This window comes from Streptomyces sp. NPDC093071 (assembly GCF_044754545.1).
In the GTDB taxonomy this organism is placed as follows: Bacteria; Actinomycetota; Actinomycetes; order Streptomycetales; family Streptomycetaceae; genus Streptomyces.
The window spans coordinates 787,473-812,529 of the sequence record NZ_JBIVPH010000001.1 but is presented as its reverse complement, the minus strand read 5'-3'; the positions used below and the strand labels follow the sequence as shown (position 1 = coordinate 812,529).

Genomic DNA, 25,057 nt, shown 5'->3' with positions numbered 1-25,057 from the left:
GTTTCGACGCATGGGAACAGCGTCGACGAACTCAACGAAGCCCGTGATGCGGGACTCCCTCATCGCCGCGGCCTTCCAGCTCTTCCTGGAGCGGGGCTACGAGCAGACCACCGTCGACGACATCGTGACGCTCGCGGGCGTCGGCCGGCGGTCCTTCTTCCGGTACTTCCCGTCGAAGGAGGACGTGGTCTTCCCCGACCACGAGCACTGCCTCGACGACATGACCCGCTTCCTCGCCGCGAGCGCGGACTCCGACGACCCGATCGCCCGGGTCTGCGGCGCCGCCCGGCTCGTCATGCGGATGTACGCTGAGAACCCCACCTTCTCCGTGCAGCGCTACCGGCTCACCCGCGAGGTGGCCGGGCTCCGCACGTACGAGCTGTCGGTGGTCTGGCGGTACGAGAAGACCCTCGGCGACTACCTGCGCACCCGCTGGGCCGACCGCAGGGACGGCACCCTGCGCGCCAACGTGGTCGCGGCGGCCGTGGTCGCCGCCCACAACCACGCCCTGCGCCACTGGCTGCGCTCGGGCGGCGAGGGCGACCCGCTGGCGGCGGTGGACGAGGCCCTGGAGTTCGTGCGCGCCACCTGGAGCCCGGCCCCGGCCGTCGACCTCCCGGCCGAGGAGGCGGAGGACGTCGTCGTGGTCATCACCAAGCGCTCCACCCCGATGTGGCGCGTGGTGCGCGAGGTGGAGTCGAGCCTCGGCGAGGACTGAGAGACGCCCGGACGGCGACCGGACGGTGCCCTGACAGCGCCTGGACGGCGTCGGAGCGGCGTCCGAAGGGGCCCGGGGATCTCAGTATCTCCAATTGAGGGAACTCAGGTCTTTATTTGATGGCACTCAGTGCCATATCTTTGCTCCATGCACGGTCGAGCCGCCGAGTGCAAGGAGAAGGCATCGTGTTCCACACGGGACTGAGGAGCGGGACCGCCGTCCAGGCCGACGAGTCGGACCCCGACTCCGAGCTCTACTTCCAGCGCTGCCGCTGGTGCCACACCACCACGTTCCAGCGACTGCTCTGTCCGACCTGCGGGTCGACCGACCTCGCGCCCGAACTCAGCGGGGGCGAGGGCGTGATCTCCGTACGGCGCGGGGTCGCCGCGGCCGACGCCGACCTCTGGCCGGTGCACATGACGGAGGGCTTCGTGGTCCGCTGCCGGGTCGACGGACCGCCGCACGCGGTGCGCCCCGGGGTCCGGGTCAAGCTCTCCTCGAACGTCGGCGTCTCCGGCCGCCGGCCGGTCGTCCGGCTCTGCGAAGAGGTCCCGCTCGACGGCTGGATGTGAGCGGGGCCCCGGTCCCGCGTCAGGCGAAAGGGGCGGGTGGGTGGCACAGAGTGCCACCCACCCGCCCCTTTCCGGTGCCGGAAGGTCAGCGGGGACCGATCTCGTCCGTCAGCTGCGGCAGCACCTCGAAGAGGTCGCCGACCACGCCGTAGTCCACGAGGTCGAAGATCGGGGCCTCCGGGTCCTTGTTGACCGCGACGATCGTCTTCGACGTCTGCATCCCGGCCCGGTGCTGGATCGCGCCGGAGATGCCCGCCGCGACGTACAGCTGCGGCGAGACCTGCTTGCCGGTCTGGCCGACCTGGTTGGCGTGCGGGTACCAGCCGGCGTCCACGGCCGCGCGGGAGGCGCCGACGGCCGCGCCGAGCGAGTCGGCCAGCTTCTCGACGACCCCGAAGCCCTCGGCCGCGCCGACGCCGCGGCCGCCGGAGACCACGATCGCGGACTCGGTCAGCTCGGGACGGCCGGTGGAGACGCGCGGGGTGCGCGAGACGACCTTCGCCGCGTTGCCCGTGAAGGCGACCGAGACGTTCTCGACGGTGCCGGCGGCCGGAGCGGCCTCCGGGGCGGCCGAGTTCGGCTTGACGGTGACGACCGGCACGCCCTTCGAGACCGTCGACTTGACCTGGTACGAGGCGGCGAAGACGGACTGGGTGGCGACCGGGCCGTTCTCGCCGGCCTCCAGCTCCACGGCGTCGGTGATCAGACCGGAGCCGAGGCGGAGCGCGACGCGGGCCGCGATCTCCTTGCCCTCGCCGGAGGAGGTCACCAGGACGGCCGCCGCCCCCTTCTCCTGCGCGAGCTGGGTGAGCGCGTCGACCTTCGGCACGACCAGCTGGTCGGCGAACTCGGCGGCGTCCGCCACGTACACGGTGGCCGCGCCGTACTCGCCGGCGGTGGCGGCGATCGAGGCCGCGGCCTCGCCGGCGCCGAGGACGACCGCCGAGGGCTCGCCGATGCGGCGGGCCAGAGTCAGCAGTTCGAGGGCCGGCTTGCGGACCGCACCGTCGGCGTGGTCCACGAGAACCAGGATCTCAGCCATGATTCGTTGCTCCTGTGTGGGTGTCTGGCCGGGGCGGGTCAGATGAACTTCTGGGCGGCGAGGAAGGCGGCGAGCTGCTTGCCGCCGTCGCCCTCGTCCGTGACGATCGTGCCCTGGGTGCGGGCCGGACGCGGGGTCGCGGAGTCGACCAGGGTCCAGGACCCGGCGAGGCCGACCTCGTCGGCGTCGACGTCCAGGTCGTCCAGGTCCAGCTCCTCGACCGGCTTCTTCTTGGCGGCCATGATCCCCTTGAAGGAGGGGTAACGGGCCTCGCCGGACTGGTCGGTGACCGACACGACGGCCGGCAGCGGGGCCTCCAGGAGCTCGGTGGCGGCGTCGCCGTCCCGGCGTCCCTTCACGGTGCCGTCCTCGACGGAGACCTCGGAGAGCAGGGTGACCTGCGGCAGGTTCAGCCGCTCGGCGAGCAGCGCGGGCAGCACGCCCATGGCGCCGTCCGTCGAGGCCATGCCGCAGACGACCAGGTCGAAGCCGGTCTTCTCCAGGGCCTTGGCGAGGATCGCGGAGGTGGCGAAGACGTCCGAGCCGTGAATGGACTCGTCGTTGACGTGGACGGCCTTGTCGGCGCCCATCGACAGCGCCTTGCGCAGCGCGTCCTTGGCGTCGTCCGGGCCCACGGTCACGACGGTGACCTCGGCGTCGTCGGCCTCCTCCGCGATCTGCAGGGCCTGCTCGACCGCGTACTCGTCCAGCTCCGAGAGCAGACCGTCGACGGCCTCGCGGTCGGTCGTCAGGTCGTCGGCGAAACCGCGGTCGCCGGTCGCGTCGGGGACGTACTTCACACAGACAGCGATCTTGAGGGTCACGGCCTGTCTCCTTTCAACGGGTCAACGGTCTGGTGGTTACGGGAGGTTGCGGGCCATGACGATGCGCTGGACCTGGTTGGTGCCCTCGTAGATCTGGGTGATCTTGGCGTCGCGCATCATGCGCTCGACCGGGTAGTCACGGGTGTAGCCGTAACCGCCCAGGAGCTGGACGGCGTCGGTGGTGACCTCCATGGCGACGTCGGAGGCGAAGCACTTCGCCGCCGCGCCGAAGAAGGTCAGGTCGCCGTCGACGCGCTCGCTCTTGGCGGCGGCCGCGTAGGTGAGCTGGCGGGCCGCCTCCAGCTTCATGGCCATGTCGGCGAGCATGAACTGCACGCCCTGGAAGTCGGCGATCGGCTTGCCGAACTGCTTGCGCTCCTTGACGTAGCCCTTGGCGTAGTCCAGGGCGCCCTGGGCGATGCCGATCGCCTGGGCGGCGATGGTGATGCGGGTGTGGTCCAGGGTCTTCATCGCGGTGGCGAAGCCGGTGCCCTCGGCGCCGATCATCCGGTCGGCGGGGATGCGCACGTTGTCGAGGTAGACCTCGCGGGTCGGCGAGCCCTTGATGCCGAGTTTCTTCTCCGGCGCGCCGAAGGAGACGCCCTCGTCGTCCTTGTCCACCACGAACGCGCTGATGCCCTTGGAGCGCTTCTCCGGGTCGGTGACGGCCATCACCGTGTAGTACTGGGACACCCCGGCGTTCGTGATCCAGCGCTTCACGCCGTTGAGGACCCAGAAGTCGCCGTCGCGGACCGCGCGGGTCTTCATCCCGGCCGCGTCCGAACCGGCGTCCGGCTCCGAGAGGGCGTAGGAGAACATCGCGTCGCCCTTGGCCAGCGGGCCGAGGAACCTGGCCTTCAGCTCCTCCGAGCCGGACAGGATCACCGGCAGCGAGCCCAGCTTGTTGACCGCGGGGATCAGCGAGGACGAGCCGCAGACCCGGGCGACCTCCTCGATCACGATCACGGTCGCCAGCGCGTCCGCGCCCGCGCCGCCGTACGTCTCCGGCACGTGCACCGCGTGCAGGTCGTTGGCGACCAGGGCGTCCAGGGCCTCCTGCGGGAAGCGACCCTCCTCGTCCACCGCAGCCGCGAACGGGGCGATCTTCGCCTCCGCCAGCGCACGCACCGACTCCCGGAGCATGTCGTGCTCCTCCGAAGGACGGTAAAGGTCGAAGTCCTTGCCCATGATGTGGAGCTCCCCTAGACGCTTGTGGCACTGAGTACCCTCAGCAAAGCACACTCAGTGCCACAAACGCCAGAGCGCCCCGACGCGTGACGCGTCGGGGCGCTGCGCGGGCCGTGCGGCCGGCCTACGGGTGGGCGCTTTCCGCGAGGTTCTCCTCGTTGTGCCGGAGCCGGCTCGCGTCGTATTCGGCGGCCAGTCGCCGTGCGCGGCTCTCAGTCATTTCCAGGCGGATCAACACCGCCGGAGTGCATATCGTCGGCATGACGTGCCGGAGCAGGACCAGAACGCGATGGGTGAGGTCATTCCGGTCGCACAGGATCTGGGACATCGTCTGGATTCCGGCGAAAGCGCCGGAGAAGAGCTCGGCCGTGTCCGTCACGTCCACGTGGACGAGGATCTCCCCCTGCGCCTTGGCCACCATCAGGGCCTCCGACACCTGGTCGATCCAGGCCCGGAAGGGGGCGGCCCGGTCGATCCCCGTGGCACCGCTGTCCAGCGCCAGCGCGACGCTCGCCCGCACCAGGGGGTCGCGCTGCAGCCGGTGGGCCAGCAGGAAGCCCTGGTCGACCAGCTCCTGCACCTTGACGTCCTGCGGGGTCAGCGGCTCGTCGAGCATCTGGGCGTCGAGCACGCCGAGGGCCAGCTCCTCCTTGGAGGCGAAGTGGAAATACAGCGCCCCCTTGGTCACCCCGGCGCGCACCAGGATCTCCCCGATGGTCGTCCGCTCGTAGCCGCGCTCGGCGAAAACGGCCGCGGCCGACTCCAGAATCGTCCGCCGGGTCCGGATTGCACGCGCTTGCTGCGCCAAGGCGCCTCCCGCTGTCTCGCTGTCTGTGCTCAACGTGTGACATGAAGCATTGAAAAGAAAACCGCGCTCTACGTACCCTACGCCGGACGGATTTGCCGTCCGGGGTGTGCAGGAAGTGCGAGGGGGAGCGATGGAACAGCACCGCCGAGGAGTGACGGCACCCGTCCCCGGGGAGTTCGTCCACCGGGACGACCCGGCCGACATCATCCCCACGGGCTGGACGCGGTCACGGGAGGACCGCTTCTCCGTCTCCGCCCGCTGGCCTGCCTCGCATCCCTTCTTCTCCCCGGCGGCAGGGGACCGGCACGACCCGGTCCTGGTGGCCGAGACGATGCGTCAGGCCACCATGCTCGTGGTTCACGCCGGGCTCGGGGTACCCGTGGACGATCAGTTCGTCATGTGGGACCTGTATTACACCGCCGACCCCGAGGCGCTCGCCCTCGACGGCGCCCCCCTCGCCCTCACCGCCGACCTCTCCTTCCCCGGCTACGACGGGCGCGCGGGCCGGGTGCGGAACCTGCGCGTCGACGTCGTCCTGAGCCGGGAGGGCCGCCGGATCTCGACCGGCGGCGGCACGATCCGCTGCACCTCGGCACCGGCCTACCGCAGGATGCGGGGCGAGCGCATGGCCGCCCTCGGCCGCCCGGTCCCCCTCATACCGGCGGTGGCCCCGCACCTGGTCGGCCGCGAGGACGCCAAGGACGTCGTCCTGGGCCCCGGCGACCGCCCCGGCCGGTGGCAGCTGCGGATCAACACCGCCCACCCCACGCTCTTCCGCCGCCCGAACGACCACGTCCCCGGGATGCTCCTGCTCGAAGCCGCCCGGCAGGCGGCCATGCTGGAGACCGGCAGCACCGCCTACCTCCCCGTCGCCACGGAGCTGTCCTTCTCGCGCTACGTGGAACTCGACGTCCCCTGCTGGATCGAGGCCGAGGTCGTGCCCGCCCCCGGCCCGGGGGCGACCACCGTCCGCGTCACCGGCCACCAGGACGGCGGCCCGGTCTTCCGCTGCACGCTCACCTCCCCGTGCCGGGAGCTCGTGGCGGCGGGCCCCGGCGTCCGGCTCGCGGGCTGAGCGGCCGGACGGCAACGATGGCTCCCCGCATCCTCGTCACCGGCGCGTCCGGGTTCGTCGGCGGCCGGGTGGCGGCCGCCGCCGCGACGACGCCCGAGGCCGGACACGTACGCCTGCTCGCCCGCGGCCCGCTGGCCCCGCCGCCCGCCGGACAGGAAGGCACCGCCCCGCCGGTCGAGACCGTCCCCGGCGACCTCCGGGACCCCGGCTCCCTGCGCCGGGCCTGCGAGGGGGCGGACGTCCTGATCCACTGCGCCTCCCTGATCGGCGGCGACGCGGAGACGGCCCGCGCCGTCAACGACGAGGGCACCCGGGCCCTGGTCGACGCGGCCGTACGCGCCGGGGTGACCAGGATCGTCGCCCTGAGCACGGCCTCCGTCCACGGCCGCGGCCCCTTCCGCGCCGCCGCCCCCGGCACCCTGCCGATCGCCCCGGTCTCGGCCACCAGCGGCACCCGCGCGGCGGGCGACCGGCACGTCATGGAGGCCGGCGGGACCGTCCTGCGCCCCCACCTCGTCTACGGGACCGGGGACCGGCAGCTGCTGCCCGGCCTCGTCAAGCTCCTCGGCGCGCTGCCCGGCCCGCTGCGCGACGCCACCTCGCTGCACTCCCTGATCGAGGTGGGAAGCCTGGCCCGGGTCCTGCTCGCCGCGGCCCTCTCGCCGCACACCCGGCCCGGCCCGTACCACGTGAACCACCCCGATCCGGTGCCCGCAGGCGAGCTGCTCGCGGTGGGGGAGGAGCTGCTCGCCCACAGGGCCGGACCGCGCCGGGGACCGGCCCTCGGCCTCGCGGAGGCGCGCGCCCTCCTGGCGGCCCACCCCTTCGCCGTCCACCACCTCGACATGCTCGCCGCCGACCACTGGTTCGCCGACGACCGGCCCTGGCGGGAGCTGGCCGTCGACCCCGGGCCGGGCTTCGCCGAGGGGGTCGTGGACCACCTGGAGTGGTACCGGCATACGCTCGACCCGGCCCCGGCGGCCGGACGCCGGCCCTCCTGACCGGCCCCGGCCCCGAGCCGGGCGAAGCCGACGCACCGAACGCACCGAACACACCGGACAACGCACCGAGAGAAGGCACCACCGACATGTCCGCACTGGCCGGCAGAACCGCGATCGTCACCGGGGCGAGCCGGGGCATCGGAAGGGGCATCGCCCAGCGGCTCGCCCGGGACGGAGCCCTGGTCGCCGTGCACTACGGCAGCGACGAGGAGGCCGCCCGCGAGACGGTGGCGGCCGTCGAGCGCGAGGGCGGCCGGGCCTTCCCGTTCCGCGCGGACCTGGCGGAGCCGGACGCCGTCGACGTCTTCTACGCCGCCCTGGACGCGGGCCTCGCGGAGCGGGGCGAGGGGCCGGGGTTCGACGTCCTCGTCAACAACGCGGGCGCGAGCGGCTCCGGCCGCATCCACCAGCTCACCCCCGAGGTCTTCGACCGACTGTTCGCGATCAACGTCAAGGCCCCGCTCTTCCTCATCCAGCGGGGCCTGGACCGGCTGCGCGACGGCGGCCGGATCGTCAACATCTCCTCGGCGGTGACCCGGCACGCCTTCCCGGACTCCGTCACGTACGCCATGACCAAGGGGGCCCTCGACACGATGACCCTCGCCCTCGCCAAGGAGCTGGGGCCCCGGGGGATCACGGTCAACACCGTGGCCCCCGGCTACATCGCGACGGAGATGAACGCGCGGCGCCGGACGACGCCCGAGGCGAGCGCCGCCCTCGCCGCGCTCTCGGTCTTCAACCGGATCGGGACCCCCGCCGACGTGGCGGACGTGGTCGCCTTCCTCGCCTCCGACGACGCCCGCTGGATCACCGGCCAGTACGTGGACGTGACAGGCGGCACCGCGCTCTGAACCCGTGCGGGGAGGGGCGTCGGAGACCCCTTCCGCACCCCTCCTCGGGGCGGTTCCCGGTGGATAAAGTGGGGGCACGATGACACGTTTCCGCGAGAGCGTCCGGTCCCTGCTGCGCGAGCAGGTGCTCGACGCCGCCTACCGCCTCGTCGCCGCCGAGGGGTGGAGCGGGCTGCGCATGACCTCCATCGCACGGGCCGCCGGCATCAGCCGCCAGACCCTCTACAACGAGTTCGGCGCGAAGGAGGCCATCGGCAACGCCCTGGTCCAGCGCGAGCTGGAGGGCTTCCTGATCGGCATCGAGCGCGAACTCGACGCGCATCGAGGGGAGTTGGAGGCGGCCGCGGCGGCCGGCGTCGGCTACACGCTCCAGCAGACCGTGGACAACCCGCTCATCAAGAGCGTCCTGGTCGCGGCGCGGGGCGGCGAGGACGACCTCCTCGCCTACCTCACCACCCGCGCGGAGCCGGTCTTCGGCACGGCGATGGCGATGCTCGACGCGTACGCGACCGAGGCCTGGCCCGACGTGGACGAGGAGTCCCGCGGCCTCGCCGTCGAGACGGTCGTGCGGCTCACCGTCAGCCACATCGTCCAGCCGGTGGCCTCCCCCTCGGAGACGGCGGCGCGCATCGCCAGGATCACCACGAGGATCGCCTACCCCGGCGGCGCCTGAGACGGCCCCGTCCCGCGCCGGACGCACGACGAGGCCCGGTGCCGAACACGGGGGATCTTCGGCACCGGACCTCTGTTGAATATTCTACGAGATCGCCGGGGGTGCTCGCACCCGCCCCGCCGGGCGAAGAGGTCCGGCGGGCGCCGACCGGTCCCGACGGGCGAAGCGCGGGCCGGCGGGGTACACCTCCCCTGAGACGCGGACACGGCCGGACCCGGCCGGGACACCCCTCGCCCGCGTCCCCGACGCCGAGGAGGAGGCCGCCGTGGAGGGCAGGAGCAAGGGATTCGTGCATTCCTTCAACCGTCTCGGGGGATACGGGTTCGTCGTCCCCGTCGGCTCCGAGGACCAGGTCTGGTTCAGCGCGGAGGACATCGAGGACGAGAGCCGGACCGTCTCGGAGGGGCAGCAGGTCTCCTTCGTCCTGGTCCTCGGGGACGGCCGCTTCGAGGCCAAGGAGCTGCGCGTCTGACGCCCCCGCGCCCCGGGGCACGCCCCCGGGCCGGTGGTACTGTGCCGAGGCCAGTCGCACCTTTGTACGCACCCGAACGGGTGGGTGCACGGGTCAGGGAATCCGGTGCGAGACCGGAACTGACGCGCAGCGGTGAGGGTGACGGGCGGAGCATCGGCCACTGGGCGGCGACGACGGCCCGGGAAGGCGCCCCGTCCGGCCGACCCCGAGTCCGAAGACCTGCTGGCGGCCCCGGCGGCACACGCGCGCCCGGGGAGCACCGTACGACAGGCTCCGCGTATGAGCCGTGGCCGCAGAAGGAAGCCCCGTGCCGCTCGCACACCCCGTCCGCTCCGCCGTGCCGTTCCTCGCCGGAGTCCTGCTCCTGACCGCGACCGGCTGCGGCACGGTGACCACCCCCGCCCCCGACCGGCCCGCCGGCGGCGCTGGGAAGGCGAAGACGGGATACCCCGTCGTCCTCGACGACAACTGCGGACGGCCCGTCCGCGTCGAGCGCGCGCCGGAGCGGGCCGTCGCCCTCGACCAGGGCGCGGCGGAGATCATGCTCTCCCTCGGCCTCGCCGACCGCATGGTGGGCACCGGCACCTGGACGGACCCCGTCCTCAAGGGCCTGGAGAAGGAGAACGCCAAGGTCCCGCGCCTCGCCGACCGCTACCCCTCCTTCGAGAAGGTCCTCGACGCCGAGCCCGACTTCGCCGCCGCCTCCTTCACGTACACCCTCGGCAAGGGCGGCGTGGCGACCCGCGAGCGGTTCGAGGAGCTCGGCGTCCCCACGTACCTCTCGCCCACCGACTGCGTCGGCAAGGACAACAGCGGCGACGGGGACGGCGTCCGCGTCCGGCCGCTCACCATGGAGACGGTCTACGGCGAGATCCGCGACCTGGCCCGGATCTTCGCCGTCCCGGAGCGCGGCGAGAAGCTCGTCGCGGAGCTGAGGGCCCGCGTGACGAAGGCCGCTTCGGGCGGGGATTTCAAGGACGCCACGGTCCTCTACTGGTTCGCCAACGCCGAGGCGCCCTACATGGCGGGCTGCTGCGGAGCCCCCGGCATCGTCTCCCGCGAGCTGGGCGCGAAGAACGTCTTCGACGACACCAAGGAGGAGTGGCCCCAGATCAACTGGGAGACCGTCGCCGACCGCGACCCCGACGTCCTCGTCATCGGCGACCTCACCCGCCGCTCGCAGTCGGCCGAGAGCGCCGCCAAGAAGATCGAGTTCCTGGAGTCCGACCCGGTCACCCGCAGCATGACGGCGGTCAGGAACAAGCGGTACGTGCTGCTCAGCGGCCAGGCGCTCAACCCCACGATCCGCACGGTCGAGGCCGTCGAGAAGGTGGCGGCCGCGCTCCGCTCGTACGGTCTCGCCCAGTGACGCCCACCGCCGCCAAGCCGTCCCCGGTGCGCGCGGGAGCGGCGGCCCTGCTGTGGACGGCGGCCGGACTCGCGCTCCTGGCCGCGTCGGTGGCCGTGGCCATCACCATCGGCCCGGCCCGCATCGGCGTCGCCGACGTGTGGGCGACGGTCGCCGCCCACCTCGGGGGCGGCGCCCCGGCGCTCTCCCCGATCCGGGACGGCATCGTGTGGGACCTGCGCCTTCCCCGTACCCTCCTGGCCGCCGTCTGCGGCGCCGGGCTCGCCCTGTGCGGCGCGGTGATGCAGTCGCTGCTGCGCAACCCGCTCGCCGACCCCTTCGTCCTGGGCGTCTCCTCCGGCGCCTCGACCGGCGCGGTCGCGGTCGTCGTCCTCGGGATCGGCGGAGGACTCCTCTCCGTCACCGGCGGGGCGTTCCTCGGCGCGGTCTGCTCCTTCGCGCTGGTGCTGCTGCTCAGCCACACCCTCGGCGGCTCCACGGACCGCGTGGTCCTCTCCGGCGTCGCCGCCATGCAGCTCTTCTCCGCCCTCACCTCCTTCGTGGTGATGACGGCCGCCGACGCGGAGACCACCCGGGGCGTCCTCTTCTGGCTGCTCGGCTCGCTCGCCGGGGCCGGCTGGACCGACGTGTGGGTGTGCCTCGGGGTCCTCGCGGTGGCCCTGACGACCTGCCTCGGGTACGCGCGGACCCTGGACGCGTTCGCCTTCGGCGAGGAGGCCGCCGCGTCCCTCGGCGTCGCCGTCGCCCGGACCCGGATCGTCCTGCTGTGCGTCACCGCCCTCCTGACGGCCGCCCTGGTCTCCGCCGCCGGGGCCGTCGGCTTCGTCGGGCTCGTCCTGCCGCACGCCGCCCGCGCGCTCACCGGCCCCGGCCACGCCCGGCTCCTGCCGGTCACCGCCCTGGCCGGAGCGGTCTTCCTGGTCTGGGCCGACACCCTCGCCCGGACCGTCCTCGACCCCCAGGAGGTCCCGGTGGGCGTGGTCACCTCGCTGATCGGCGTCCCGGCCTTCGTCCTGGTCCTCTACCGCACGCGCAGCACGAGGAGCACGCGATGACCCCGACGGCCCCCGGGACGGAAGGCCTGCGCGCCGACCGGGTCTCGCGCACCGCCGGCGGCACCCTCGTCCTCGACGGCGTCAGCGTCGCCCCGGTCCCCGGCACCGTCACCGGCCTCCTCGGCCCCAACGGCTCCGGCAAGTCCACGCTCCTGCGCCTGCTCGCCGGAGTCCTCGCCCCCGACTCCGGGATCGTCACCCTCGACGGCGACCCGCTCGCCGGACTCGGCCGCAGGACCGTCGCCCGGCGCCTCGCCACGGTCGACCAGCAGTCCGACACCCAGACCGACCTGACCGTCCTCGACGTCGTGCGCCTCGGCCGCGTCCCGCACCGCAGGGCCTGGACCCCGCCCTCGGCGGCCGACGAGACCGCCGTCCGCTCCGCCCTCGCCCGCACCGGGCTCGCCGACCGCGCCCGCCAGCCCTGGCGGACCCTCTCCGGCGGCGAGCGCCAGCGCGTCCAGATCGCCCGCGCCCTCGCCCAGGAGCCGCGCGAACTCCTCCTCGACGAGCCCACCAACCACCTCGACGTCCAGCACCAGCTGGACCTCATGGAGCTGGTCTCCGGGCTGCGCCTGACCGCCGTCGTCGCCCTGCACGACCTGAACCTCGCGGCCGCGTACTGCGAGCGGCTCGTGGTCCTCTCCGGCGGCCGGGTCGTCGCCTCGGGCACGCCGGACGAGGTGCTCACCGAGGAGCTGATCACGGACGTCTACCGGGTCCGGGCCGCCGTGACGCACCCGGAGCCCGGCGGCCGCCCCCACGTCCGCTTCCTGGGGACGGCCGGACCGTCCTACTCCCCTTCGCCGGGCTCCGGCGCCAGCGCGTCCATGAAGGAGCTGACCGAGAAGACCGCGCGCCCGGGACCGGCCGGACCGTAGCCGGGCGGGGCGGTCAGGCCGTTGTCCCGGAGCGTCTCCGTGTACGCCTCCAGGAGCCGCAGGTGGTACTCCAGCGGGGCGCCGTCCGGGTTCTCCCGGCCCAGCGGCGTCGTCGGCTCCGGGCACCAGGTGGTGAACCGGGGCGTGATCCCGCGCGACATGAAGAACCGCAGGCCCTCCCGGGTCGAGGCGATGGCCTCGTCCACGGTCAGGAAGCCCGTGGGGCGCGCCATCTCGACCCCGGCGACGAAGTTCGGGATGACGTTGCGCGGCCCGAAGACCTCCGCCGAGTCCAGGATCCGGCGGTGCCACTCGTCCCGGCCGATGTAGCGCTCCTTGCCGGGGCAGTACAGCTCGAACAGGCGCCGGTCCCACACCTCGTAGTTCGGGTGGTAGATCCGGATGCCGTAGTCGTGGAAGCGCTGCACGTCCGCCTTGGGCAGGGCCTGCGCGACGACCTTGCCGATCCAGCGGCCGGGGAAGCGCTCCTCGATCGCCTGCGCGTACTGCCCGTAGAAGTCGGCCTCGTCCTTCCCGCCGACCTTCGAGGTGACGGCCCCGCCGGTCAGGGTGTACGCGGTCGAGGAGCGGGCCGTGTCGTGCCGGTCGATGATCTCCAGCGCCTCCAGGACCTCGTCCACCGGCTTCACCCCGGTGTACGGGCGGCCCGCCGCCTTGTGCTGGCGCCAGTTGTGGTTGATGTCGCAGTACTGGCACTCCTCCTTGGCGCCGAAGTACTGGCACACCCGGAAGACCGTCAGATAGATCAGGTAGCCCCACTGGATCGTCGGCGCCACCTCCATCACGGACTTGCCGTTCGACAGCGGGTGCCGGTAGTACTCCGGCATCGGCGGCAGGCCGACGTCCGCGATCCGCGCCCCGTCCAGGAAGAGGGCGAGCGCCCCGTCCTCGTCCGGCGCGACCCGGTACGGCGAGGACGGGTTCACCCGCACCGACACCACCGTGCGGCGCAGCCCGTACGGGCCGCCGGTCAGCACGATCTCCTCCGGCGGGCGGTTCAGCGCCGCCTCCCCGAGCTCCGGCAGCGTCCGGTGGTCGAAGGAGAAGATGAAGTACGACTTCGGCTTCACCTCGCCCCCCTCGTTGCCGGACAGGGCGGAGGGGTCGAAGGCGACCCCGCCGCGCAGCAGGTCCTCCTTGAGCACGGCCTCCCGGGGAATCCCGGGGAAGCGCTCCATGAGGGACTCCACGACGGACGTACGGGTGGGTGCGACGCTGCTGGACACAGGCGGATCTCCGGAGGTGAGGGGCGATGCCGACGTGTACCCCACGCTACGCGCGCACACCCCCGGGGCGTCGGCCGGGGTTCCCGGCCACGGCCCCGGGGGCGCGCACCGTCACGCGCCGGACAGCTCCTCGCGGACCGTCCGGGCGGCGGCGACCAGGTTCTCCAGGGAGGCCCGGGTCTCCGGCCAGGCGCGGGTCTTCAGACCGCAGTCCGGGTTGACCCACAGCCGCTCGGCCGGGATCGCCTCCAGGCCGGTGCGCAGCAGGGCGGCGGACTCCTCGGCGCTCGGCACCCGGGGCGAGTGGATGTCCCAGACGCCGGGCCCGGCCTCGCGCGGGTAGCCGTGGGCGGCGAGCTCGCGGGCCACCTGCATGTGGGAGCGGGCCGCCTCCAGGCTGATGACGTCGGCGTCGAGGTCGTCGATGGCCCGGACGATGTCGCCGAACTCGGCGTAGCACATGTGGGTGTGGACCTGGGTGTCCGGTCGTACGCCGCTGGTGGCCAGCCGGAACGCCTCGGTCGCCCACGCCAGGTACGCCGGGCGGTCGGCGGCCCGCAGCGGCAGGGTCTCGCGGAGCGCCGGCTCGTCCACCTGGATGACGGAGGTGCCGGCCGCCTCCAGGTCGCCCACCTCGTCGCGCAGGGCGAGGGCGACCTGCCGGGCGGTCTCGCCCAGCGGCTGGTCGTCGCGGACGAAGGACCAGGCGAGCATGGTGACCGGGCCGGTCAGCATCCCCTTGACGGGCTTGGCGGTGAGGGACTGGGCGTAGGAGGTCCAGCGCACCGTCATCGGCTCGGGCCGCGAGATGTCCCCGGCGAGGACCGGCGGACGGACGTAGCGGGTGCCGTACGACTGGACCCAGCCGTGCCGGGTGGCGAGGTAGCCGTCGAGCCGCTCGGCGAAGTACTGCACCATGTCGTTGCGCTCGGGCTCGCCGTGCACCAGGACGTCGACCCCGGTCTTCTCCTGGTACGAGACCACCTCCCGGATCTCGGTCCGGATGCGCTCCTCGTACCCGGCCGCGTCGATCCGGCCCGCCCGCAGGTCGGCGCGTGCCGTGCGGAGCTCGTCGGTCTGCGGGAAGGAGCCGATGGTGGTGGTCGGGAGCAGCGGCAGGCCCAGGCGGGCGCGCTGGGCGGCGGCCCGCTCGGCGTACGGCCGCGAGCGCCGGGAGTCGGTGTCGGTGACGGCCTCGGTGCGGGCCCGCACGGCCGGGTTCCGGGTGAGGGGGGAGTTCGCGCGGGAGGCGAGGGCGGCGCGGTTGGCGGCCAGCTCGCCCGCGATGGCGTGGGTGCCCCGGGACAGGCCCTCGGCCAGCGTCGTGATCTCGATGGTCTTCTGCTTCGCGAAGGAGAGCCAGCGCAGGATCTGCGGGTCGACGTCCTTCTCGGCCGCGGCGTCGAGCGGCACGTGGAGCAGGGAGCAGGAGGTGGAGACGTCGACCCGGTCGGCGAGGCCGAGCAGGGTGCCGAGGACGGCCAGGGACTTCTCCAGGTCGTTGACCCAGATGTTGCGTCCGTCGACCACCCCGGCGACGAGCCGCTTGCCGGGCAGGCCGCCGACGGCGGCCAGGGCGTCCAGGTTGGCCGCCGCCGGGCCGGTGAAGTCGAGCGCGAGGCCCTCGACCGGGGCCTTGGCCAGGACGGGCAGGGCGTCGCCGAGCCGGTCGAAGTACGAGGCGACGAGCAGCTTCGGCCGGTCGGTGAGCGCGCCGAGGTCGCGGTAGGCGCGCGCGGCGGCGTTCAGGTCGGCCGGGGTCCGGTCCTGCACCAGCGCGGGCTCGTCGAGCTGCACCCACGCGGCACCGGCCGCCCTCAGGTCGGCGAGGACCTCCGCGTACACCGGCAGGAGCCGGTCGAGCAGGGTCAGCGGGTCGAAGTCGGCCGCCACGCCCGGCGCGGGCTTGGCGAGCAGCAGGTAGGTGACGGGCCCGACCAGGACCGGGCGGGCGGTCAGCCCCAGGGCGAGGGCCTCCTCCAGCTCCGCGACCTGCTTGGCGGAGTCGGCGGTGAAGACGGTGTCGGGGCCCAGCTCCGGCACCAGGTAGTGGTAGTTGGTGTCGAACCACTTCGTCATCTCCAGCGGGGCGACGTCCTGCGTGCCGCGCGCCATGGCGAAGTAGCCGTCCAGGGCGTCGGCCGCGACGGCCTCGCGGTGCCGCGCGGGGATCGCGCCCACCATGACGGTGGTGTCCAGGACGTGGTCGTAGTACGAGAAGTCGCCGGTCGGCACCTCGTGGACGCCGCCCTCGGCCAGCTGCTTCCAGTTCGTTCGGCGCAGTTCGGCGGCGGTGGACCGGAGGGCGTCGGCGGTGACGCGGCCCTTCCAGTAGCCCTCGATCGCCTTCTTCAGCTCCCGGTCACGGCCCTGACGGGGGTAGCCGTACACGGTGGCCCGTGCTGCCGCGGCTGCGGACTTCGTGGTCACGGAGATCTCCTTCGCGAGATGAATCCCTGAGGTCCCGGCGACGGGACGGGGGCGCGAAGGGGCGACGGACCGGGCGGTACGGGCACGCGCGGCGGGGCGCGGTCGTCCGCCTGGTATGTGCGCCGACCCGCCCTCGAGGTCACCGGGATGTCCGCGCGCGGAATCGTCCGCGTGCGGGCAACGGGCAGGTCTTCGGACTCGCGGGCACGTCCTCACGAGGAGGTGTTCCTACTGGCCGTCGCTTCCCAGACCCGTCCCGGGCCCAGTGCGTATGACGGCGGTCGTTCCCGCTCACCGCTGCGGGGCAGTCCCGGATTCCCACCGGGTTCCCTCTTACGACGCATCCCGCCTGGCGGACGGGGCGAACCAGCTGCCGGGCCAGCCTACGGGGTCCGTTCCGGGACCGGGGACGGGTATCTCGCCATTCGGACGAGAAGGTGAGACGGACGGGTGAACGGGCGGGGTGGGCGTATGGGCGTACGGGCCTGGGTGGGCGTACGGGCATACGGGCACGGCGGGCATACGGGCACGGGTGTGCGTACGGGCCCGGCGGCACGGCAGCGGGGCCGGGGACGGCACCACCCGTCCCCGGCCCCTCGCCGTACCGCCGCCGGGTCCTCTCTCGGGACCCTCCACCGGATCCCTCCCCGGCGGCGGGTGCCGGCCCCCTCAGGCCGGCCGTCCGGGCGTCTCCGCCCGGTCGTACGTGTGGAACCCCCGGCCGGTCTTCCGGCCGAGCAGCCCCGCCTCCACCATCCGCAGGAGCAGCGGGGGAGGGGCGTACAGGGGCTCCTTGAACTCCTCGTACAGCGAGTCCGCGATGGAGGCGACCGTGTCGAGCCCGATCAGGTCCGCGAGCCGCAGCGGCCCCATCGGGTGGGCGCAGCCCAGCTCCATGCCCCGGTCGACGTCCGTGGTGGACGCGAAGCCCGACTCCGTCATCCGGATCGCGGACAACAGGTACGGGACGAGCAGGGCGTTGACGACGAACCCGGCCCGGTCGCGGGAGCCGATGGCGGTCTTGCCCAGGGTCCCGGTCGCGAAGGACGTCACCGCGGCCGCCGTCTCCGCCGAGGTGTGGAGGGTCGTGACGATCTCCACGAGCGGCAGCACGGGCACGGGGTTGAAGAAGTGCAGCCCCACGACCCGGTCGGCGTGCTCGGTGGCCATGGCGAGCCGCATGACCGGCAGGGACGAGGTGTTGGTGGCGAGGACCGCCGCCGGATCGGTGACGATCTTGTCGAGCGCGGCGAACACCCCGGTCTTGACGGCGGGGTCCTCGACGACCGCCTCGACGACGAGCTGCCGGTCCGCGAGGTCGGACAGTTCGGCGGTGGCCGTGATCCGGGCGAGCGCCGCCTCGGCGGAGGGGCGGTCCAGCTTGCCGCGCTGGACGGCCCGTTCGAGGGAGACGGCGACGCGCTCGCGCGCGGCCCGCGCTGCCCTGCCGTCCGCCTCGCAGATCACGGTGGAGAGCCCGGCCCGCGCGCACACCTCGGCGATGCCCGCGCCCATCTGGCCGCCGCCCACGACGCCCACGCGCCGGATGCCGCTCACGCCGGCACCTCGGTGGCCGTGACGGTCCGGACGAGGTGGCGCGAGTACGCCTCCGGGGTGAAGAAGAGCGGCAGTTCGGCGGCGAGCGCGGTGCTCTCGAAGAGCTCCCGCACCTCGTCGAGCGCCGCCCACGGGAACTCGGCGCCGAGCGCGTCCAGTTCCCGATCGAGCAGCTCCAGGACGGTGTCGCGCTCCAGGACCCGGCGCCGGAGCCACTGCCAGATCTGGACGCGGGCGATCTCGGCGGTCGCGGCGTCCTCCACCAGGCCGTCCAGGGCGACGGAGCCCCGGCCCCGGATCCAGGTGTCGTAGTAGCGGAGCACCACGGCGATGTTGGTGCGGACCCCCTCCTCGGTCGGCGGGCCGCCGATCCGCCGCACCGCGAGCAGGTCCCCGGCGGTCACCCGCACGTCCTCGCGGCTCCGGTCGAGCTGGTGCGGGCGCTCCCCGAGCACCCCGTCGAAGGCCTCGCGGCAGACCTCCACCAGACCGGGGTGGGCCACCCACGACCCGTCGAAGCCGTCCTCGGCCTCCCGCTCCTTGTCCAGGCGGACCGTGGCGAGCACGGCCTCGCGCGCGGCCGGGTCCTCGGCGGGGACCTGGGCGGCCATCGCGCCGATGGCGTGGGCGCCGCGCCGGTGGCAGGTGCGCACGAGCAGTTCGGTGTACGCCCGCATGAACGGCGCCGTCATCGTCACCTTCGCCCGGTCGGGCAGCAGGAAGTCGGAGCGGTGGCCGAAGGTCTTGATCAGGCTGAACAGGTAGTCCCAGCGGCCCGCGTTGAGCCCGGAGCCGTGCTCCCGCAGCTCGTGGAGGATCTCCTCCATCTCGAACGCGGCCGTGATCGTCTCGATGAGGACGGTGGCGCGGACGGTGCCCCGGGGGATGTCCAGGAGCTCCTGGGCGAGCAGGAACACGTCGTTCCAGAGCCGCGCCTCGTACCGGTTCTCCAGCTTGGGGAGGTAGAAGTACGGGCCGTACCCGGCGTCGATCTGCCGCCGCGCGCAGTGGAAGAAGTACAGGCCGAAGTCGACCAGCGCGGCCGGCACCGGGCCGCCGTCGAACTCCAGGTGCTCCTCGTCGAGGTGCCAGCCGCGCGGCCGGACCACGATCGTGGGCAGCCGGCCCCCGGCGGCGGTGAAGTCGAGCCGCCGCTCGACCGCGTCGAGCAGGACGAGCTGGCCCTCGATCACGTTCTCCCAGGTGGGGGCGGTGGCGTCCTCGAAGTCGGCCATCCACACACTGGCACCGGAGTTGAGCGCGTCGACCGCCGCCCGCCGCTCCGGCGGGCCGGTGATCTCCACCCGGCGGTCGGCGAGTCCGGGAGCGGGCGGGGCGACCCGCCAGGTGGGGTCGGCGCGCACGGCGGAGGTGGTGAGCGGGAAGTCGAGCGGCGAGCCGGTGGCGAGCCGGATGGCCTGTCGGCGCCGTTCCTTCAGGAGCCACCGCCGGCGCTCGGAGAAGGCGGCGGCGAGCCGGCCGACGAAGTCCAGGGCGTCGGCGGTGAGGATCTCGTCGTGGCGGTCGCCGGGGGCCGCGAGCACGCGGACCTGGCGGGTCGGGACGGCGCTGGTGGTCATCGGTGTCTCCTGAGGGGGAGCGGGTGGCGCGAGGGGAGGAGAGGGGGAGCACGGGTGCGGAGGAAGGGGTGCGGGGACGGGTGACGTGGACACCCGCCCCCGCGGTTCTAGGGGCCTCGGAGGGCCTAGTGGAACTGCTCCTCCTCCGTGGACCCGGCGAGCGCGGTCGTGGAGGAGGAGGGGTTGACGGCGGTGGAGACCAGGTCGAAGTAGCCGGTGCCGACCTCGCGCTGGTGCTTGACGGCGGTGAAGCCGTGCTCCTGCGCGGCGAACTCGCGCTCCTGGAGGTCCACGTACGCGGTCATGCCGTGCTCGGCGTAGCCGCGGGCCAGGTCGAACATGCCGTGGTTGAGCGAGTGGAAGCCGGCCAGGGTGATGAACTGGAACTTGTAGCCCATGGCGCCCAGTTCACGCTGGAACTTGGCGATCTGGTCGTCGTCCAGGGCCGCCTTCCAGTTGAAGGACGGCGAGCAGTTGTACGCCAGCATCTGGTCGGGGTACTGCGCGTGGATCGCCTCGGCGAACTCACGGGCCTGCGCCAGGTCCGGGGTGCCGGTCTCGACCCAGATGAGGTCGGCGTACGGGGCGTAGGCCAGGCCGCGGGCGATGACCGGCGCCATGCCGTTGCGCACCCGGTAGAAGCCCTCGGCGGTGCGCTCGCCGGTGACGAACTCGGCGTCCCGCTCGTCGACGTCGCTGGTCAGCAGGTTCGCGGCGAGGGCGTCGGTGCGGGCGATGATCAGGGTCGGGGTGCCGGCGATGTCGGCGGCGAGCCGGGCCGAGTTGAGGGTGCGGACGTGCTGCGAGGTGGGCACGAGCACCTTGCCGCCGAGGTGGCCGCACTTCTTCTCGGAGGCGAGCTGGTCCTCGTAGTGGATGCCCGCCGCGCCGGCCGCGATCATCGCCTTGGTCAGCTCGAAGGCGTTCAGCGGGCCGCCGAAGCCGGCCTCGGCGTCGGCGACGATCGGCGCGAGCCAGTCGGTCGTGTCGGTGCCGCCCTCGGCGGTGGCGATCTGGTCGGCGCGCAGCAGCGCGTTGTTGATCCGGCGGACCACCTGCGGCACCGAGTTGACCGGGTAGAGGCTCTGGTCGGGGTAGGTGTGGCCGGCCTGGTTGGCGTCGGCGGCGACCTGCCAGCCGGACAGGTAGATGGCCTGGAGCCCGGCCCGGACCTGCTGCACGGCCTGGCCGCCGGTGAGGGCGCCGAGCGCGTGGACGTAGTCGAGCTCGTGCAGCTGGCGCCACAGGCGCTCCGCGCCGCGCCGGGCGAGGGTGTGCTCCTCGCGGACGCTGCCGGAGAGCCGGACCACGTCCTCGGCGGTGTAGGTGCGCTCGATGCCCTTCCAGCGGGGGTCCGTGGCCCACTGCCGCGCCAGCTCTTCGGCCGCCTGGTTTCCTGCCTGCGCCATGATGGTCTCTCCCGGGGAGTGTCGAACTTTGCGAAGCTCTGCGAAGGCCCGCGAAGCTCCGTACGAGGTGACGAACGGCCCGCCGGACCCCGGACGCAGACGACCGGGTCCTACGACGTCAGGGCATGAGCCGTGCCCCCGAACTCCGTCTCCTGCCGGGTCACCGGCGGGCCGTGGTTCGACTTTCGCAGTGGCACTCCGTGCCATCAACCGTGGCCGGATGCCAACTTCTGCGAATCTTCCGGCGCTGGTTTGCCAAGCTTGCGAAGCCCCGAAGGGGGGTGGGGTGACCTAGGCTGGGCCCCCGGACACGTCCGAAGGGGAAAGAGCCGTGAGCAAGATCTATGCGGGGGCGCGGCTGCGGCGGCTGCGCGAGGAGCGCCGGCTCAGCCAGGCCGACCTGGCCAGGGTGCTCAGGATCTCGCCCAGCTATCTGAACCAGATGGAGCACGACACCCGGCCGCTCACGGTCCCCGTTCTGCTCCGGGTCACCGAGTCCTTCGGCGTCGACCCCGACTTCTTCTCCGAGCGGGACACCGGCCGGCTCCTGGCCGACCTGCGCGAGACCCTCGCCGACGAGCTCGACCGCTCGGCGCTCTCCGCCGCCGACCTCGCGGAACTCGCCTCCCGGCTGCCGCACGTGGCCGCCGTCCTCCTCGACCTCGGCCGCGGCCGCCAGGCCCTCACCGAGCGCCTCGCCGCGCTGAGCGGCGACCGGGGCGAGGCCCTCGCCCCGGACGCGGCACGCGCCCGGACCCCGCACGAGGAGATCCGCGAGTTCTTCTACCGGCGCCGAAACTACCTCCACGACGCCGACCTCGCGGCCGAGGGGCTCGCGGAGGAGATCGGCCTCCGCCCCGGCGAGGTCCGCAGGACCCTCGCCGCCCGGCTCGACGAGCGCCACGGCGTCCGGATCGCCGCCGACGCCGACCGGCAGCTCCACCGCTACGACCCCGCCGCCCGCATCCTGCACCTCTCGCCCCGGCTGCGCCCCGGCCAGCAGGCCTTCCGCATGGCCACCCAGCTCGCCCTGCTCGAACAGGACGCGCTGCTCTCCGCGTACGCCTCGGAGGACTACGAGGAGGGCTCCCGCACCTGGTCCCTGGCCCGCATCGGCGTCGCCAACTACTTCGCCGCCGCCCTCGTCCTGCCGTACCGCGCCTTCCACACGGCGGCGGAGGAGACCCGCTACGACGTCGAGCGCCTCACCGACCGCTTCGGGCTCGGCTACGAGACGGTCTGTCACCGCCTCAGCACCCTGCAGCGCCCGCGCCTGCGCGGGGTGCCGTTCTCCTTCGTCCGGGTCGACCGGGCCGGGAACATGTCCAAGCGGCAGTCCGCCACCGGCTTCCACTTCTCCCGCGCCGGCGGCACCTGCCCCCTCTGGAACGTCTACGAGGCCTTCGCCGCCCCGGGCCGCATCCACGTCCAGGTCGCGGCCATGCCCGACGGGCAGCGCTATCTGTGGACCGCCCGCACGGTGACCCGCCACCGGGGCGGCTGGGGCGAGCCGGGCAAGACCTTCGCCATCGGCCTCGGCTGCGAACTGCGCCACGCCTCCCGGCTCGTCTACTCCGACGGCCTCGACCTCGACAACCGGGCCGCCGCCACCCCGATCGGCATGGGCTGCCGCGTCTGCGAACGCCTCGACTGCCCGCAGCGGGCGGTCCCCCCGCTCGGCCGCACCCTCGCCGTCGACGAACACGCCAGCACGTTCGTGCCGTACGCGGTGGAGGGGTAGCGAAGGGCCCGCCGCACCGGGACCGGATACTGTCCGGACGATCTCGAAACGGCGGCGGGGGAGACCACGGTGGACTGGGCGATGCTGCTGGGCGGGGTGGCCGCGGGGCTGCTGATCTCCGTGGTGACCGCGCCGGCCGGGGTGTCGGGGGCGGTGTTCCTGCTCCCGGTGCAGCTGAGCTTCTTCGCCGTGCCGAACCCCTCCGTCACGCCGACGAACCTGCTGTACAACGTGGTCGCGGGCCCCGGCGCCCTGTGGCGCCACAGCAGGACCGGCGCCCTGCGCGGGCCGCTCACCCGGCGCCTGGTGGCGGGCACCCTCCCCGGGGTGGTGATCGGCGCGGTCGTCCGGGTCTTCGCCCTCCCCGGCCCCACCGTCTTCCGCGTCCTGATCGCCGCGCTGCTGCTGCCCCTGGGGGTATGGCTGTGCGTCCGCACCCTGCGCCCCGCCCGGAAGCGTCCCGCCGCCGAGCCCTCGCCCCGCACCGTCACCGGACTCGCCCTGGCGGTCGGGGTGGTGGGCGGGATCTACGGCATCGGCGGCGGCTCCCTGCTCGGCCCGATCCTGGCGGGCCGGGGCGTCCCGGTCGCCCGGGTGGCCCCGGCGGCCCTCGCCGCCACCTTCACGACCTCGGTCGTCGGAGCCGTCACCTTCGCCCTGCTCTCCCTCACCACCACCGAGGCCGCCGCCCCGGACTGGGCCCTGGGCCTCGCCTGCGGCCTGGGCGGCCTGATCGGCGGCTATCTCGGCGCCCGCCTCCAGCCCCGCCTCCCCGAAACCGCCCTCCGCCTCCTCCTCGGCACCCTGGCGACGGGCCTCGGCGCGCTGTACGCGGCCCAGGCCCTGTTCTAGGACTGCCCGAAGAGGCGACGGGCGGCGGGCGGTGGGCGGCTCGCGGCGGTCCGGGGGAGGGGCCGTCAGGCGAAGGCCGCCAGCTCGTGGGACGCGGGCAGCGGGGCGGCCGGGGAGGCGCCCGGGGTGCCCGCCCTCTCCCGCCACCACGCGCGGCCCTCCTCCGGCAGGGTGTGGATCGGGTCGTAGTACACGTAGGAGCCGTCGCCGAGTTCGCCGGTCGAGGTGTCGAGACGGGTGCGGTAGTTCTTGTCCCAGTGGCTGACGCCCAGGACCCGGTCGTACTCCGTGGTCTGGTGCACCCAGCGCTTGCCGACCAGCGGCACGTCGCAGACGATGCGCGGCGTGGCGAAGCCGGGGAGCCAGCCCAACATGCTCGTCTGCAGGCGCTGGGCCTCGTGCAGCGCGATCCGCCAGTGCTCGGCGTTGGGGATCATGTCGCACATGTAGAAGTAGTACGGGGTGACGCAGGCGTCGTCGGCCAGCGCGAAGCAGAGGTCGAGCAGCGCCTCGGGGGAGTCGTTGACGCCGCGGAGCAGCACCCCCTGGTTCCGCACGTCCCGGAGCCCCGTGCCGAGCACGGCGCGGGCCGCCTCCGCGACGAGCGGGGTGACGGACTGCGCGGCGTTCGCGTGGGTGTGCAGCGCGAGGCTGACGCCGCGGGCCCGGGCGGTCGTCGCGAGGCGCTCCAGGCCGGCGAGCACGTCCGCCGCCAGCCAGTGCTGGGGGAGGCCGATCAGCGCCTTCGAGGCCAGCCGGACGTCCCGTATGTTCTCCAGCTCCAGCAGCCGGGAGACGAAGGCCTCCAGGCGCGGCCACGGGACGTTGGCCACGTCGCCGCCCGACACGACGACGTCCCGGACCTGGGGCGACGACGACAGGTAGGCGAGCATCGCGTCGAGGCGGTCGGCCGGTTTGGCCGTGAACTTGAGCTTGGTGACCTGGGGCACGGAATTGCCCACCAGGTCCATCCGCGTGCAGTGCCCGCAGTACTGGGGGCAGGTCGGCAGCAGCTCCGCGAGGACCTTCGTCGGATAGCGGTGCACCAGGCCCTCGGTGATCCACATGTCCTGCTCGTGCAGGGAGTCGCGGGAGGCGAAGGGGTGGCTGCTCCAGCCGTCCAGTGCCGGATCGGTGCGGTCGCTCCGCAGCGGCAGCATGTAACGGCGGACGGGGTCGAGGACGAAGGCCTCCGTCAGGCTGCCGGGTCCCCGGGGGACGGCGTCCGGCGCGATGGTGTTGAGCATCTGCGGGGGCAGCAGCAGCGACATCGTGGCCCACTCGGCCTGGTCACCCGCCAGGTCCTCGTAGAACGCGTCGGACAGGGCGTCGCCGACGACCGCGCGGAGCTGGCGCACGTTGCGCACGCAGTGGACGCGCTGCCACTGGGGGTCGCGCCACTCGGCCGCGGTGACGTCCCGCCAGCCGGGGAAACGGGTCCAGTCGGGCTCCCGCAGCTCTTGTCTGCGGTACGCGTAGGGCTGCTCGTCCGGTCCGTGGGGGGCGCTTCGACCGACGGTCGCTGACATGTCCGGCACGTGCCATACCTCGCTTGGGGGAATGATTCCTCAGACGGCTTTCGGGGTGGTGAGTTCCTCGATTGTCGACGCTTTTCGGTCATGATCGGCGTCGACGGGGTGGCCGTTGTCTGCCATGGCTCCAAACGGCCACGCGGACGCTCCGGAGCCCTTTCCTGAATTCCCCCTAGGGTG

The 25,057-nt window shown here is 73.2% G+C and carries 22 protein-coding genes and 2 riboswitches; of the genes, 12 read left to right on the top strand and 10 right to left on the bottom strand.

Annotation, left to right across the window (positions count from 1 at the left end; all coding sequences use genetic code 11):
* Positions 1 to 10: 10 nt before the first annotated feature.
* Both ACIQD7_RS03360 and ACIQD7_RS03355 read left to right on the top strand, forming a co-directional pair.
* Entirely contained in the window at positions 11 to 718 is a 708-nt protein-coding gene (locus ACIQD7_RS03360; protein ID WP_402438976.1) for a TetR/AcrR family transcriptional regulator, read from the top strand.
* A 185-nt stretch (positions 719 to 903) separates the two neighbouring features.
* Positions 904 to 1,290, top strand: coding sequence for a zinc ribbon domain-containing protein (locus ACIQD7_RS03355; RefSeq protein WP_121829398.1), 387 nt, complete (start codon positions 904 to 906; stop codon positions 1,288 to 1,290).
* 85 nt (positions 1,291 to 1,375) lie between these two features.
* On the opposite strand, the gene ACIQD7_RS03350 is transcribed toward ACIQD7_RS03355, so the two are convergent.
* The 4 genes from ACIQD7_RS03350 to ACIQD7_RS03335 all read right to left on the bottom strand — a co-directional run bounded on the left by ACIQD7_RS03350 (position 1,376) and on the right by ACIQD7_RS03335 (position 5,152).
* Entirely contained in the window at positions 1,376 to 2,332 is a 957-nt protein-coding gene (locus ACIQD7_RS03350; protein WP_402438974.1) for an electron transfer flavoprotein subunit alpha/FixB family protein, read from the bottom strand.
* Positions 2,333 to 2,370: 38 nt separating this feature from the next.
* A complete protein-coding gene (locus ACIQD7_RS03345) occupies positions 2,371 to 3,156 on the bottom strand; it encodes an electron transfer flavoprotein subunit beta/FixA family protein (RefSeq protein ID WP_402438972.1) in 786 nt (261 codons plus the stop codon).
* Between the two features lie 36 nt (positions 3,157 to 3,192).
* Entirely contained in the window at positions 3,193 to 4,344 is a 1,152-nt protein-coding gene (locus ACIQD7_RS03340) for an acyl-CoA dehydrogenase family protein (RefSeq protein WP_389668959.1), read from the bottom strand.
* A gap of 124 nt (positions 4,345 to 4,468) precedes the next feature.
* On the bottom strand, positions 4,469 to 5,152 hold the full coding sequence (locus ACIQD7_RS03335) for a ScbR family autoregulator-binding transcription factor (RefSeq protein WP_121829402.1): 684 nt from the start codon (positions 5,150 to 5,152) through the stop codon (positions 4,469 to 4,471).
* Positions 5,153 to 5,282: 130 nt separating this feature from the next.
* Between ACIQD7_RS03335 and ACIQD7_RS03330 the strand changes: the two genes are divergently transcribed.
* The 8 genes from ACIQD7_RS03330 to ACIQD7_RS03295 all read left to right on the top strand — a co-directional run bounded on the left by ACIQD7_RS03330 (position 5,283) and on the right by ACIQD7_RS03295 (position 12,529).
* Positions 5,283 to 6,227 carry a ScbA/BarX family gamma-butyrolactone biosynthesis protein gene (locus tag ACIQD7_RS03330; protein ID WP_402438969.1) on the top strand — a complete coding sequence of 315 codons (945 nt, stop codon included), beginning with the start codon at positions 5,283 to 5,285 and terminating at the stop codon, positions 6,225 to 6,227.
* Positions 6,228 to 6,244: 17 nt separating this feature from the next.
* Positions 6,245 to 7,228: an NAD-dependent epimerase/dehydratase family protein gene (locus ACIQD7_RS03325; protein ID WP_402438967.1), complete on the top strand. Its 984-nt coding sequence runs from the start codon at positions 6,245 to 6,247 to the stop codon at positions 7,226 to 7,228.
* Positions 7,229 to 7,314: 86 nt separating this feature from the next.
* Positions 7,315 to 8,079, top strand: a complete 765-nt coding sequence (locus ACIQD7_RS03320) for an SDR family NAD(P)-dependent oxidoreductase (RefSeq protein WP_402438965.1) — start codon at positions 7,315 to 7,317, stop codon at positions 8,077 to 8,079.
* Between the two features lie 79 nt (positions 8,080 to 8,158).
* Positions 8,159 to 8,752: a TetR family transcriptional regulator gene (locus ACIQD7_RS03315; RefSeq protein WP_402438963.1), complete on the top strand. Its 594-nt coding sequence runs from the start codon at positions 8,159 to 8,161 to the stop codon at positions 8,750 to 8,752.
* Between the two features lie 289 nt (positions 8,753 to 9,041).
* Positions 9,042 to 9,224 (top strand): cold-shock protein, encoded by a 183-nt coding sequence (locus ACIQD7_RS03310; RefSeq protein WP_234323290.1) that lies wholly within the window; start codon positions 9,042 to 9,044, stop codon positions 9,222 to 9,224.
* Positions 9,225 to 9,319: 95 nt separating this feature from the next.
* A riboswitch (cobalamin riboswitch) is annotated at positions 9,320 to 9,445 on the top strand.
* An 86-nt stretch (positions 9,446 to 9,531) separates the two neighbouring features.
* The gene (locus ACIQD7_RS03305; RefSeq protein WP_402438961.1) at positions 9,532 to 10,593 is read left to right on the top strand and encodes an ABC transporter substrate-binding protein; all 1,062 of its coding nucleotides are present in this window, start codon (positions 9,532 to 9,534) and stop codon (positions 10,591 to 10,593) included.
* Positions 10,590 to 11,648, top strand: coding sequence for a FecCD family ABC transporter permease (locus ACIQD7_RS03300; RefSeq protein WP_402438958.1), 1,059 nt, complete (start codon positions 10,590 to 10,592; stop codon positions 11,646 to 11,648). Before ACIQD7_RS03305 ends, ACIQD7_RS03300 begins: the two co-directional genes overlap by 4 nt.
* Entirely contained in the window at positions 11,645 to 12,529 is an 885-nt protein-coding gene (locus ACIQD7_RS03295) for an ABC transporter ATP-binding protein (RefSeq protein WP_402438956.1), read from the top strand. The genes ACIQD7_RS03300 and ACIQD7_RS03295 overlap by 4 nt, the downstream gene beginning before the upstream one ends.
* Here ACIQD7_RS03295 and ACIQD7_RS03290 read toward each other — a convergent pair.
* The 5 genes from ACIQD7_RS03290 to aceA form a co-directional block, all read right to left on the bottom strand.
* Complete coding sequence (locus ACIQD7_RS03290) at positions 12,442 to 13,728, bottom strand: radical SAM protein (protein ID WP_402439699.1); 1,287 nt, start codon at positions 13,726 to 13,728, stop codon at positions 12,442 to 12,444. The genes ACIQD7_RS03295 and ACIQD7_RS03290 overlap by 88 nt on opposite strands.
* Before the next feature lie 159 nt (positions 13,729 to 13,887).
* The gene (gene metE / locus ACIQD7_RS03285; RefSeq protein WP_402438954.1) at positions 13,888 to 16,206 is read right to left on the bottom strand and encodes a 5-methyltetrahydropteroyltriglutamate--homocysteine S-methyltransferase; all 2,319 of its coding nucleotides are present in this window, start codon (positions 16,204 to 16,206) and stop codon (positions 13,888 to 13,890) included.
* Between the two features lie 186 nt (positions 16,207 to 16,392).
* Positions 16,393 to 16,542, bottom strand: a riboswitch (cobalamin riboswitch).
* A gap of 333 nt (positions 16,543 to 16,875) precedes the next feature.
* Positions 16,876 to 17,763, bottom strand: a complete 888-nt coding sequence (locus ACIQD7_RS03280; RefSeq protein ID WP_402438952.1) for a 3-hydroxybutyryl-CoA dehydrogenase — start codon at positions 17,761 to 17,763, stop codon at positions 16,876 to 16,878.
* Positions 17,760 to 19,343: a malate synthase A gene (gene aceB / locus ACIQD7_RS03275; RefSeq protein WP_402438950.1), complete on the bottom strand. Its 1,584-nt coding sequence runs from the start codon at positions 19,341 to 19,343 to the stop codon at positions 17,760 to 17,762. The genes ACIQD7_RS03280 and aceB overlap by 4 nt, the downstream gene beginning before the upstream one ends.
* A gap of 125 nt (positions 19,344 to 19,468) precedes the next feature.
* Positions 19,469 to 20,752 (bottom strand): isocitrate lyase, encoded by a 1,284-nt coding sequence (aceA, locus tag ACIQD7_RS03270; RefSeq protein ID WP_121829413.1) that lies wholly within the window; start codon positions 20,750 to 20,752, stop codon positions 19,469 to 19,471.
* Positions 20,753 to 21,083: 331 nt separating this feature from the next.
* On the opposite strand from aceA, the gene ACIQD7_RS03265 reads away from it, so the two are divergent.
* Both ACIQD7_RS03265 and ACIQD7_RS03260 read left to right on the top strand, forming a co-directional pair.
* Entirely contained in the window at positions 21,084 to 22,493 is a 1,410-nt protein-coding gene (locus tag ACIQD7_RS03265) for a short-chain fatty acyl-CoA regulator family protein (protein ID WP_402438948.1), read from the top strand.
* 81 nt (positions 22,494 to 22,574) lie between these two features.
* Complete coding sequence (locus ACIQD7_RS03260) at positions 22,575 to 23,345, top strand: TSUP family transporter (protein WP_402439697.1); 771 nt, start codon at positions 22,575 to 22,577, stop codon at positions 23,343 to 23,345.
* A 65-nt stretch (positions 23,346 to 23,410) separates the two neighbouring features.
* Here ACIQD7_RS03260 and ACIQD7_RS03255 read toward each other — a convergent pair whose 3' ends face one another.
* The gene (locus tag ACIQD7_RS03255; RefSeq protein WP_402438946.1) at positions 23,411 to 24,874 is read right to left on the bottom strand and encodes a KamA family radical SAM protein; all 1,464 of its coding nucleotides are present in this window, start codon (positions 24,872 to 24,874) and stop codon (positions 23,411 to 23,413) included.
* Positions 24,875 to 25,057: the final 183 nt, after the last annotated feature.

Bases quoted from the DNA above. Each gene is read 5' to 3' on its own strand.
- ACIQD7_RS03360 (WP_402438976.1), top strand. From the start codon at position 11: ATGGGAACAGCGTCGACGAACTCAACGAAGCCCGTGATGCGGGACTCC.
- ACIQD7_RS03350 (WP_402438974.1), bottom strand. From the start codon at position 2,332: ATGGCTGAGATCCTGGTTCTCGTGGACCACGCCGACGGTGCGGTCCGC.
- ACIQD7_RS03340 (WP_389668959.1), bottom strand. From the start codon at position 4,344: ATGGGCAAGGACTTCGACCTTTACCGTCCTTCGGAGGAGCACGACATG.
- ACIQD7_RS03330 (WP_402438969.1), top strand. From the start codon at position 5,283: ATGGAACAGCACCGCCGAGGAGTGACGGCACCCGTCCCCGGGGAGTTC.
- ACIQD7_RS03325 (WP_402438967.1), top strand. From the start codon at position 6,245: ATGGCTCCCCGCATCCTCGTCACCGGCGCGTCCGGGTTCGTCGGCGGC.
- ACIQD7_RS03320 (WP_402438965.1), top strand. From the start codon at position 7,315: ATGTCCGCACTGGCCGGCAGAACCGCGATCGTCACCGGGGCGAGCCGG.
- ACIQD7_RS03315 (WP_402438963.1), top strand. From the start codon at position 8,159: ATGACACGTTTCCGCGAGAGCGTCCGGTCCCTGCTGCGCGAGCAGGTG.
- ACIQD7_RS03295 (WP_402438956.1), top strand. From the start codon at position 11,645: ATGACCCCGACGGCCCCCGGGACGGAAGGCCTGCGCGCCGACCGGGTC.
- ACIQD7_RS03290 (WP_402439699.1), bottom strand. From the start codon at position 13,728: ATGGAGCGCTTCCCCGGGATTCCCCGGGAGGCCGTGCTCAAGGAGGAC.
- aceB (WP_402438950.1), bottom strand. From the start codon at position 19,343: ATGACCACCAGCGCCGTCCCGACCCGCCAGGTCCGCGTGCTCGCGGCC.
- aceA (WP_121829413.1), bottom strand. From the start codon at position 20,752: ATGGCGCAGGCAGGAAACCAGGCGGCCGAAGAGCTGGCGCGGCAGTGG.
- ACIQD7_RS03260 (WP_402439697.1), top strand. From the start codon at position 22,575: ATGCTGCTGGGCGGGGTGGCCGCGGGGCTGCTGATCTCCGTGGTGACC.
- ACIQD7_RS03255 (WP_402438946.1), bottom strand. From the start codon at position 24,874: ATGTCAGCGACCGTCGGTCGAAGCGCCCCCCACGGACCGGACGAGCAG.